Origin of the sequence: Phaeobacter sp. HF9A (assembly GCF_011806385.1) — a bacterium.
GTDB lineage: Bacteria > Pseudomonadota > Alphaproteobacteria > Rhodobacterales > Rhodobacteraceae > Epibacterium.
This window is the reverse complement of record NZ_JAATOX010000137.1, coordinates 1-10,014: the sequence shown is the minus strand read 5'-3', so window position 1 is coordinate 10,014 and position 10,014 is coordinate 1. Positions and strand designations below refer to the sequence as shown.

Below are 10,014 nucleotides of genomic sequence, written 5' to 3'. Positions count from 1 at the left end.
CTTTGAAAAAGCATTACGCCCGTTGGGCCGGGCGCCGGACCTGGCGGTCCGGCGCGGTTGCGCAGAACGTCGGGCTTATTGCAGGTAGGGCAGCGGGTTCACGCTGTCAAAACCGTCGCGCACCTCAAAATGCACATAGGCATCCTCGGCACTGCTGCGCAGCTGCGCGATGCGCTGGCCGCGATTGACGCGATCGCCCTTCTTAACCTTGATGCCATCCACATTGGCATAGACCGACAGAAGGTTGCGGTCGTGGCGGATGACGATGATCGGAACCTTGTTGGAATCCTGGGTGATCGCGGCGACGGTGCCCGCCTCGGCGGCCTGCACGGCGGTGCCGGGGGCGGCGGCGATGTCGATGCCATCGTTCTTGCCCTTGGAATAGGCGCGGATGATCTTGCCGGTCACCGGATAGGCCATCGCGGCCTCCGAGGCGCGGGTGGGGGCCTCGACCTTGACGGTGGGGGCAGGTTCGGCGCGCGCTTCGGCCACCGGGGTGACGTCGCGATCTGGCAGCGGCTGGGCGGCGCTGGGCGGCGGCGGGGTGACGCTGCCCTGACCTGGGGCGGTCACGGTCTCTTCCGTCTCGACGACCACGGGCGCGGGGGCGGTCTTATCCTTCAGCGGGATGATCAGAAATTGCCCCTCGCGAATGGCAAAGTCGCTGCCGAGCCCGTTCCATTCCGCCAGCGATTTCACCGGAACCTGATAGAGCCGGGCGATGGTATAGGCGGTCTCGCCCCGGGTGACCTTGTGGCGGATCGGCTCGGGGCCGTCCTGCACCGGGGTGGGGGCGGGTTTTGTCGGGGTGTTCTGCAAGGTGGTGGTGGTCACCGAGCCGGGATTGGGCGAGGAGGCCGGCGCGCTGTCGATGGCCGCCCCGGCGAGCGAGGCGATATCAACCCCGCCGGGGTTGGCGTTGCCGCCCCGCGGGGTGGTTTCCGGCGCGCGGCGCGGCAGCACCAGCACCTCGCCCTTGCGCAGCGGGTCATTGGTCTGCACGCCGTTGAACTTGGCCACCTCATTGGCCGGAAGACCGACGCGGCTGGCCAGATCGGCCACCGTATCGCCGCGCCGCGCCACTGCCACCTGATAGGAGGGATAGGTGATCAGCCCGCGCTGATCCGCCGCCGGGCGCGCCTCGGTTGCGGTCTGGGCCGCCTTGGTGGTGTTGAAGGCGCCGATCTGGCCGCGCAGGTCGTAATCCAGCGGCGCGGCGCAGGCCGAGGCCAGAAGCAGCAGCGCCAGGGGCGCGGCGGGGCGCATCAACGCCGACCAGGGGGCAGACAAGGGGGCAGACCTTGGGGCCAATGTGCGGGCCGATATGCGGGCCGGGGTCGGGCGGAGCTTGCGGGGGCGGGTCATGGGTGTGCTCTCCTCGATGTCTGTCTCCTGTTGGGCGGAGACTTATACGGCAGCGGCAGGGATGTCTGTTTTGGACAGAGTAACAGGCTTCTGCTGAGATAGGCCAGCCTAGGTGTCTTTTCCAAGCCCCTCGAGCAGCGGAACGAAGCGAACCGGGCGCAATTCGTCATATTCCAGGCCGGTCTCGGTCTTGCGGACGCGAATAAGGGTCTGAACCGCATCGGACTGGCCCACCGGCACCACCATGATGCCGCCGGGTTTGAGCTGCGCCAGCAGCGGGCCGGGGGGGTCTTCGGCGGCGGCGGTGACGATGATTCGATCAAAGGGCGCCTGTTCCCGCATCCCGTGGCTGCCGTCGCCGACAATCGAGGTGACATTGGCCAGGCGCAGTTTCTGAAACACCTGCCGCGCCTCGCGCACCAGCTGGGCGTGGCGATCCACCGTATAGACGCGGCGGGCGAGCTTGGCGAGGATGGCGGCCTGATAGCCGGAGCCGGTGCCGACCTCCAGCACCGTGTCGCGGGGCGAGAGTTGCAGCGCCTGCGTCATCAGCCCCACCACCGAAGGCTGCGAGATGGTCTGGCCGCAGGCAATCGGCAGCGGCACGTCCTCATAGGCGCGTTCGGAAAAGAAACCGCGCAGAAACAGCCCGCGGTCGACGGCCTCCATGGCCTCCAGCACCGCGCTGTCGGTCACCCCGCGCGAGCGCAGGGCAAAGAGAAACTGCATCTGGGTTTCTGCGTCGGGGCCGCTCATTCGATCGCCTTCAATGCCTCCAGCGCGTCATGGGCCGTGAGGTCGGCGCGCATCGGGGTGACAGAGATATAGCCGTCGAGATTGGCATGGGCATCGGTGCCGGCCTTGGTCTGCACCTGCTGATCGCCGCCCTGGATCCACATATAGCGCCGGCCATTGGGCGAGGGCTGTTCCTGCGCCGAAAACCCGGTGCCGGGGCGCGCGCCCTGACGGGTCACCCGGGTGCCGCGCACTTCGGCGGCGGCAACAGGGGGGAAGTTGATGTTGTAGAACAGCCCATAGTCCTGGCTGTTTTCCGGCTGGGCGGCCAGGATCTTGCGGATGACCTCGGCGCCAAAGCTGCGGGCGGCCTCGAACGGGTCCGCGAGATCGCGATTGCCGGGGCCGTAATATTGCGAAAGAGCGATCGCGGGCAGACCTTGAAGGGCCCCCTCCATCGCGCCGCCCAGGGTGCCGGAATAGAGCGCGTTCTCGGCCGAGTTGTTGCCCCGGTTCACGCCCGAGAGCACCAGATCGGGGCGCTGATCCTTCAGCAGGATATGCAGACCCGCCAGCACGCAATCGGCGGGCGAGCCTTCGGCGGCAAAGCGGCGCGGGCCGAGTTCGGAAATCATCGAGGGGTGGGTATAGCTGATGCAATGCCCGACGCCGGATTGCTCGAAGGCGGGGGCGACGGTCCAGACTTCGCCATCGGGGCCTGCCAGCTCGGATGCGATGGCTTCGAGCACCAAAAGCCCGGGGGCGCTGATGCCGTCGTCATTGGTGACCAGAATGCGCATTGGAACCTCTTGCTGGCGGAACTCTCTGGCGGTTTTCGGTCTTTGCAAGGCGGGTGCAGGCCGATCCCGTTTCGCCCTGCATAGGCGGCAGGGTCCGGCTGGGCAAGGATTTGGTGATGCTTTTGAGGGCGGGCGGGCGCGGTGTGGCCAAAAATCACGTCGGCCTGTTGGGCGCCGTCAGGACCGGGGCGCTGCCCCGGGCCCCGGGATATTTTTGAAAAGATGAAAGCGGGTGTTGCTTAGTCCGCGAGGATCTGCGGCAGCAGCGTTGCGGCGACCTCGGTGGGGGAGGTCAGGGCGTTGCGGTCTTCGCCGGGAAAGAAGCGTGCGCGCAGGGCGGTGGGCATTGCTGCCGGTGTGAGCAATTGTACACGCGGGCCGGTGCGCGAGGTTTCAGCCTGCCAGCTGCGCACCATGGCGAGCTGGGCGGCCTTGGAGGCGCCATAGGCGCCAAAGAATTTCTCGCCCGCGCAGGCGTCATCAAAGAACACCGCGCGACCGTCCTGACCCAGCAGGGGCGCCACATAGGGGATCAGCACCGAGGTGGCGGTGGCATTGATTGCCATCGCCTTGGTCCATTCCTTCTGGGTCACGTGATGGGCCGGGCTGAGCGGGGCGCCGTGGATGGCGGTGTGGATCCAGAGGTCGAGCTTGCCCCAGCGGTCGAAGATGCCGCGACAGAGGGTTGCCATGGCCTCGGGCACGGTGATGTCCATGGGCGCCAGCGTGGCAGAACCGCCCCTGGCTTTGATACGGTCATCAAGCTCTTCGAGCGCGCCGGTGGTGCGGGCCACGGCGACGATGTGATGAGTGGGCGCAAGCGCCTCGGCGAGGGCGGCGCCGAGGCCGCGCGAGGCACCGGTGATCAGGGCGAGTCTGTCTGTCATGGGCGCCTACATGCGGTGCGCGGCGGGCCGGGTCAAGCCCCGTGGCGGCGTCCGATCCGGTGTCTTGTGAAAAAGCGCGGGCTGAGCCTAGTTGGTGAGGATCGGCAGGCGGCGGGTTTCGCCGCGGTGGTCGATCAGGAGCCCCTGAGCGTCGATGGCGACGATGCGGCCAATGGGCAGGCGGCTGCCGGTGGTCACGGTCTGGATGCGGCCGGAGGGCAGGCGGACCAGCGCCTGCATCGCGTCTTGCGGCCCAAAGAGGCCAAGCAGGGAGAGGCGGCGGCCGGAGAGGGCGCCTTTGGTGGTCGCAAGGGTTTCGGCTTTGGTGGCTTGGGTATTGGTCATCGGGAGCTCTGGCCCGGATCAAGCGGGGCCTGTGGGGAGGGGAAAGGTGGTGCTGACGAATGGCCCTATCAGGCCGCACAACGGCAGCCCAGACCGGATCGACGCCCTCGACCGGGCAGTGGCGGAAGAGCGCCGGGGGGCGGGGCGCTCTCGGCGGTCAGGTGCCAGTCGGGCGGGGCGTTCAGGCAGGGTGATCAGGCGGGGCGTTCAGGCGTCATAGACCAGCGAGGCGAGGTCATGGCCATAGGCGTAGAGAAAGCCCAGCAGCTCCTCCAGCCCGACGCCCAGTTCCTGCATCCGGGCGAGGTCGCTGTTGACTTCGGAGACTTGCAGCTCCGGGTATTGGCCTTCGGGGCGCATGTGCAGCATGCAGGCCAAGGGGCCGCCGCTTTCGGGTGGGATCTGGTTGGAGAGCCAGGCCGGGCAGCTGCCCATGGCCTCGGTTTCGCGCAGCTCAAACAGGCCGAGGTATTCGTCAAACACATCTTCGCTGACGCCCGCCCAGGTGCCGAGGATGAACTCCTCGCCGCGGGAATCGGCAACCGGGATTGCCAGCACCGCGCGCAGGAACCGAAGCTGGCCGAAGCGGCAGAAATCATCGGTCAGCACATCGCCATCGGTGGCAAAGACGGCGGCATTGTCCTGCACCTCCAGATCGCCGGGAACGATGTCGGGGCGATCACAGGAGAGGCTGAGCAATTGCGCAAAGGTTCCGCCGCAGCAGCGGCACTGGCGCGAGGAACTCAGCATGCGGGCAAGATGGGCGTCCAACACGGCGGCCCTTTCATGGTCAAATAGAGAAAGGCGCTGACCGGGTGAGGGCAGCGCCAATAGGGGTTTGAGGCGCTGCCATACGCGGCCTGGCCAGAAATTGCAATCGCCGGACCAGAGGCGGCGGCGCACCCAGCGGGCCGCCGCCGCAGAAGGGCAGGGTCAGGTGGCGAGGGTCGCGCCGTTCCAGGATTGCCCGGCACCGGGCATGTCCTTGATTTTCTTGCTGACGCGGCTGCTGCCTTCCAATGTGTTGAGATATTCCGCGCTGACACTGCCGGTGACATAATTGCCGTCAAAGCAGGAGCAATCGAATTGCTCGATCTCGGCGTTGCCTTCCTGCGCGGCCCAGACCAGATCTTCGAGTTTCTGGTAAAACAGCGCATCCGCCCCCAGTTCGACGCGAATCTCCTCGATGCTGAGCCCGTCGGCGATCAGCTCGTGTTTGGTGGGCATGTCGATGCCATAGACATTTGGGTATTTCACCGGCGGCGAGGCGGAGGCGATATAGACCTGTTTGGCACCGGCCTCGCGGCACATCTGCACGATTTTCTTGATGGTATTGCCGCGCACGATGGAATCATCGACCAGGAGGATGTTGCGGTCTTTCATCTCCAGCGGGATGGCGTTCAGCTTGCGGCGCACCGATTTCTGGCGCTCTTCCTGACCGGGCATGATGAAGGTCCGCCCCACGTAGCGGTTCTTGACCAGCGCCTCGCGGTAGCGGATGCCGGTGGCGTTGGAGACCTCGAGCGCGACCGGGCGGGCGCTGTCCGGCACCGGGATCACGGCGTCGATCTCCAGCCCTGAGTCGGCCACCTGTTTGGCCAGGGCCTGCCCCATGCGCAGCTGGGTCTTATAGACAGAAATCCCGTCCAGCATGGAGTCAGGACGGGCGAGGTAGACATATTCAAAGATGCAGGGGGTCAGACGGCCCTCGACGGCCTGGAACTCATGCATATTGCCCTCAAGGTCGATCAGGATCGCCTCGCCGGGTTTCAGGTCGCGCAGCTTTGCAAAACCGTTGATGCCAAAGGCCACATCCTCGGAGGCAAAGGCATAGTCGTCGCCCGCGCCTTCGGCGGCGCGTTTGGCCACCGAGAGGGGGCGGATGCCATGCGGATCGCGGAAGGCCAGCATGCCGACACCGGCGATCATGCAGATCACCGAATAGGCGCCCTGCACCCGTTCCATCGTCATCTTGACGCCGGCAAAGATATTGCGGATCGGATCGGCGTTGCCATTGACCTTGATCGCGTCGGCGACCTTGTCGGCCAGCACGTTCAGCAGGATTTCCGAATCCGAGGTGGTGCGCAGATGGCGGCTGTATTTGCCGGTCACCTTGGCGCGCTGTTCCTCGGTATTGGTGATATTGCCGTTGTGCACCAGATAGATGCCATAGGGTGCGTTGACAAAGAACGGCTGCGCCTCGGCCGCCGAAAGCGATCCGGCGGTGGGGTAGCGCACATGGCCCATGCCGATGCGGCCGGTCAGCACTTCGGCGTCTTTGGCGCCAAAGACATCCTTGACCAGACCGTTGGCCTTGCGTTCGCGAAAGACGTCCTCGTCATAGGTGACGATGCCGGACGCGTCCTGGCCGCGATGCTGTAGCATCAACAACCCGTCATAGAGTTCCGCAAACACATGGGTTGTTCTGCTTGCGATGCCCAAGATACCGCACATGGCGAGGCTCCAATATTCGTTCGTGGTGGCTTACAGCCCGGAGGCTGTGGCGAGAGGGGGCAGGCGAAACCAAGCCGCGCCAGTCCCTGCGTCAGCACGCAGAGCGGTGGAGGAGGTCTGATTCCATCCAGAAAAACAGTATATCAGGTTTGAGCGGGGCGAGGCCTGTGCCGCAGTTGCAAGGCGACCGTGGGGTGCCGTAGGGGCAGATCCTGCCACATATATGGGGCAGCGCAGGTCAGCTTGCTGTTGGGTCAACACGGGGGCGTCGGCTCCGAATCCTGTCGAACAGTGACGGCCCTCACATAGGCGCTCTGGCGTCGAATGTCATCAAAGGATCACAAAGTCAGCCCGGATAACCGACGGAAACAAGATCCCGGGCCCTGGATGGCTCTGTTGCAAGCTTATATGGATGACGGCGCTTGCGCGCTCGGTCAGGCAGATCCTCGGGCGCGCCCGACAGCCAGTAGCCGGCGGCATGGTCATTCGTTCAGTCGTTGGAATGGCGGTCGGTGCTGCGAGGGGCACCGATCACATTCAGCCAAGCGATAAGTCGGGAATCCCAAAAGGATAGTCTGTCCCAGAACATATACTGGATGCAGAAGAGCGCCTGCACCGATGAAAAGGACAATAAAGAGCAGAAGATAGGCGAAGAACCGATTGAACATATTGAATTTCCCTCTTTTCGGAGGAGAGGCTCCGAAAGAAATGCAGGGCAGGGTTGAGTTCTGCAAAGCCTGATGCGCCAGCGCAACCAGCAAGCAACCGATCAGCAGGTGCGACGCGTAGCTTAAATTATGCCAGATCCTGTCCAATGATCGCAGAGTAGCTCAGGAAGCACTCGGAATATCCATCACGCACCGAACGCTCGTTGATGGAGGTGCTGGTTGCGGATGTCGGAGGGGGGCTTTGCCTCGGGATTGGGACGCGGCCGCCTTTTGCGGGTGCTCGGGGGATTCCGTTCGCACTGGCCGCAGACATTTCCATGTGCCTACTCGGTCCTGACGAGCAAAGCTGCGGCGCCTTCGATCATCAGCTCGAGCTTTCGTTGCCACCATTGTTCTGGGGCGCCGCTCATGAGTTGTTTCATCCTTGCCCCATAGGGCGCGGTTTCGGCGTCATCAGCCGTTTCCAGGGAGTTCAGCATCGTCTCGGCCGCCGCGCTGTCATTTTCGAGCAATTTCTCCCAGCGGGAGGCGCAGCTCACGGTCAAATCCATGATGCCATCGAAGATCAGCACGGCATCGTCCATGGTAAAGCCATGGTCCTCGAGCCGACGACAGGCGCGGGCATATCCGGCGATGACCGAGGGGGGGATGGTTGTCATCGCGCGTAGGGATGAGGCCAGCCCGGGATATGCAGCGCAGAGCGCCCAGACGGCCATCGCCCTGGATCTCAGGAAATCGCGCCAGTCCGCTGGATCCTGCTCCCAGTCAAGTTTGGACACCGCCCGATCCAGCGCCATGAATATCAGCTCGTCGCGCCCTTTGACGTGGCGATATAGCGAAGAGTGGTCAACGCCAAGCCTCTCGCCCACCGCTTTCATCTTCACAGACGACAGCCCGATGGCCAGCGCTGCATCTGCGATATCCTCGCGCGAGATGCGTGGGGGTCTGCCAACAGTACGGTCGGTCATTTCCTGGGGGTGTCCCTCTTCATGTCTGCGATCCTGTGTCCCTGAGCCGCCACCGGGGAGCCTGCGTCCAATATGTTATGAGTTTGTCACGATGCTCGCGTTTTTCCTACCGTTCATCGTGATCCCAGGCAGGCCGCCTGAAATTTGGGCACCTGCGGCGCTTTGCGCTCTTCCCAGGCTCGCGGAGGAAATGATGTCCGGCAGGCGAGGCAGATAGCGACGGAAATTGCCTGAGTTGTAAAATCCACACATGCCAGGAGAGAAAAATGCCCCCTTGTTCGGTTGGCAACAATCTGTTTCTATTTATGCTGAACTGATTTCCCAGAGCCTCTGGCACGACATTTTGATAAATGAATACAAGACGGAGAACGTTGATGGCTGACGCGACAATAGGTTTGAGCGGTTTAGCGGGGCGGTGTTTGGCGCGCACACAACTCATCGGAGGCACGGCGCTGACCGGAGTGCTCGCCACCTTCGCATTGGGGGGCGCCGCTCTGGCGCAATCGACCTATGGCGTCGTGATCAACGGCTCCGAAACCGCGCCGATTGATATGGACACCCGCCATTCCGGTGGCGGAACCCTGCATCTGGAGCAGGGCGCTTCCCTTATCGTGACCAGCAATACCGAAAATGCGATCAATACAAGCACCAGCAACGCCTGGGAGTTCCAGATCGACGGCACGCTCCGCGCAGACGGGACCGCGGGCGGCATCGCCTCGCATACGGATGATACGGTCAAAGTCGGATCAACCGGTGTCGTCGAATCTCCCAATGGTGGCGCGGCGATTTACAACGGCTGGTCAGGAATGACCGTTGAAAACTCCGGGCGCATCTCGAGCGACAAGTTCAGCATCATGGTGGCCAATGGCACTTTGTCGCTGACCAACAATGCCGGTGCCACGATCGAGGGCACGGTACAGGTGGCAAGCGGGGGAACGAGCAGCATCATCGACAACTACGGCAGCATTTCCGGGCGGGACGGCCGGGCGGCCCTCAGCCTCGCGGGGGAGGCAACCATCTACAACCGCGACGGGGCGACAATGTCCTCTGAGTATAACGCGATTACCGCCTCCTCCGGTGTCGGGTATCTTGAAAACGCGGGGTCGCTCACATCGACCAACACCACGGATAACGGGACGGCCGCAGCTGCATTTTATGAGTCCGGAACCATGATCAACTCTGCGACCGGGACCATGTCGGCTGACATCGGCGCCTGGATCGGGAATTGGTACGAGCTGACAAGCACCAAGGGAACCCTGACCAACGACGGCACGATCACCGGTGAACGCCATTATGGCGCGCTGTTTTACAATCTGACGGACGCCAGCCTGACCAATACGGGGACGCTGCAAGGTGCCACGGATGGGGCGACTTTCGCCGGTATGACGAATGGTGAAATCACAAACTCCGGCACCATTACGGGTAACCGTGGCCTGTATTTCATGACCTCCAGTTTTGCTCCGACGGGCCATGCGAGCATCACCAATTCCGGCACCATCGAGGGGACCGGCACTTACGCGTTGGAGAAAACCAGCGGCATCAGCTATGATCTGACGCTGGACACGGGCTCCAACCTCATTGGTCAGGTGCAGGCCGACAGCAGCGATACGCTGACGCTCAAGGGCACCGGCAGCGAGGATGAAGACCTCAAGGGCTTTGGTTCGATCACCATGGCGGGCAGCGCCTGGACGCTTTCGGGCGACGTGCAGGCGGATGCGCTGGCGGTGTCCTCGGGCGACCTGACGCTGAGCGGCGCGGATCTGTCCTTTGGCAGCGTCAGCATCGCCGATAC

9 protein-coding genes are annotated in these 10,014 nt (G+C 63.6%); 1 reads left to right on the top strand and 8 read right to left on the bottom strand.

What is annotated here, in order from left to right:
- Window positions 1-75 precede the first annotated feature (75 nt).
- The 8 genes from HCZ87_RS17860 to HCZ87_RS17825 form a co-directional block, all read right to left on the bottom strand.
- Window positions 76-1,266 carry a peptidoglycan DD-metalloendopeptidase family protein gene (locus HCZ87_RS17860; RefSeq protein ID WP_175582314.1) on the bottom strand — a complete coding sequence of 397 codons (1,191 nt, stop codon included), beginning with the start codon at window positions 1,264-1,266 and terminating at the stop codon, window positions 76-78.
- Window positions 1,267-1,473: 207 nt separating this feature from the next.
- A complete protein-coding gene (locus tag HCZ87_RS17855; RefSeq protein WP_167645969.1) occupies window positions 1,474-2,121 on the bottom strand; it encodes a protein-L-isoaspartate(D-aspartate) O-methyltransferase in 648 nt (215 codons plus the stop codon).
- Window positions 2,118-2,900 (bottom strand): 5'/3'-nucleotidase SurE, encoded by a 783-nt coding sequence (gene surE, locus HCZ87_RS17850; protein ID WP_167645967.1) that lies wholly within the window; start codon window positions 2,898-2,900, stop codon window positions 2,118-2,120. The genes HCZ87_RS17855 and surE overlap by 4 nt, the downstream gene beginning before the upstream one ends.
- Window positions 2,901-3,139: 239 nt before the next feature.
- The gene (locus tag HCZ87_RS17845) at window positions 3,140-3,787 is read right to left on the bottom strand and encodes an SDR family oxidoreductase (protein WP_167645965.1); all 648 of its coding nucleotides are present in this window, start codon (window positions 3,785-3,787) and stop codon (window positions 3,140-3,142) included.
- Window positions 3,788-3,874: 87 nt separating this feature from the next.
- A complete protein-coding gene (locus tag HCZ87_RS17840; RefSeq protein ID WP_167645963.1) occupies window positions 3,875-4,132 on the bottom strand; it encodes a pilus assembly protein PilP in 258 nt (85 codons plus the stop codon).
- 207 nt (window positions 4,133-4,339) lie between these two features.
- Window positions 4,340-4,903, bottom strand: coding sequence for a DUF2199 domain-containing protein (locus HCZ87_RS17835; RefSeq protein ID WP_167645973.1), 564 nt, complete (start codon window positions 4,901-4,903; stop codon window positions 4,340-4,342).
- Between the two features lie 162 nt (window positions 4,904-5,065).
- Window positions 5,066-6,586 (bottom strand): amidophosphoribosyltransferase, encoded by a 1,521-nt coding sequence (gene purF, locus HCZ87_RS17830; protein ID WP_167645961.1) that lies wholly within the window; start codon window positions 6,584-6,586, stop codon window positions 5,066-5,068.
- A 991-nt stretch (window positions 6,587-7,577) separates the two neighbouring features.
- Complete coding sequence (locus tag HCZ87_RS17825) at window positions 7,578-8,222, bottom strand: TetR/AcrR family transcriptional regulator (RefSeq protein ID WP_167645959.1); 645 nt, start codon at window positions 8,220-8,222, stop codon at window positions 7,578-7,580.
- A gap of 419 nt (window positions 8,223-8,641) precedes the next feature.
- Here HCZ87_RS17825 and HCZ87_RS17820 point away from each other — a divergent pair.
- The coding region (locus HCZ87_RS17820) for a hypothetical protein (protein ID WP_217701973.1) at window positions 8,642-10,014 on the top strand (1,373 nt) is incomplete at its 3' end.

Bases quoted from the DNA above. Each gene is read 5' to 3' on its own strand.
- HCZ87_RS17860 (WP_175582314.1), bottom strand. From the start codon at position 1,266: ATGCGCCCCGCCGCGCCCCTGGCGCTGCTGCTTCTGGCCTCGGCCTGC.
- HCZ87_RS17855 (WP_167645969.1), bottom strand. From the start codon at position 2,121: ATGAGCGGCCCCGACGCAGAAACCCAGATGCAGTTTCTCTTTGCCCTG.
- surE (WP_167645967.1), bottom strand. From the start codon at position 2,900: ATGCGCATTCTGGTCACCAATGACGACGGCATCAGCGCCCCCGGGCTT.
- HCZ87_RS17845 (WP_167645965.1), bottom strand. From the start codon at position 3,787: ATGACAGACAGACTCGCCCTGATCACCGGTGCCTCGCGCGGCCTCGGC.
- HCZ87_RS17840 (WP_167645963.1), bottom strand. From the start codon at position 4,132: ATGACCAATACCCAAGCCACCAAAGCCGAAACCCTTGCGACCACCAAA.
- purF (WP_167645961.1), bottom strand. From the start codon at position 6,586: ATGTGCGGTATCTTGGGCATCGCAAGCAGAACAACCCATGTGTTTGCG.
- HCZ87_RS17825 (WP_167645959.1), bottom strand. From the start codon at position 8,222: ATGACCGACCGTACTGTTGGCAGACCCCCACGCATCTCGCGCGAGGAT.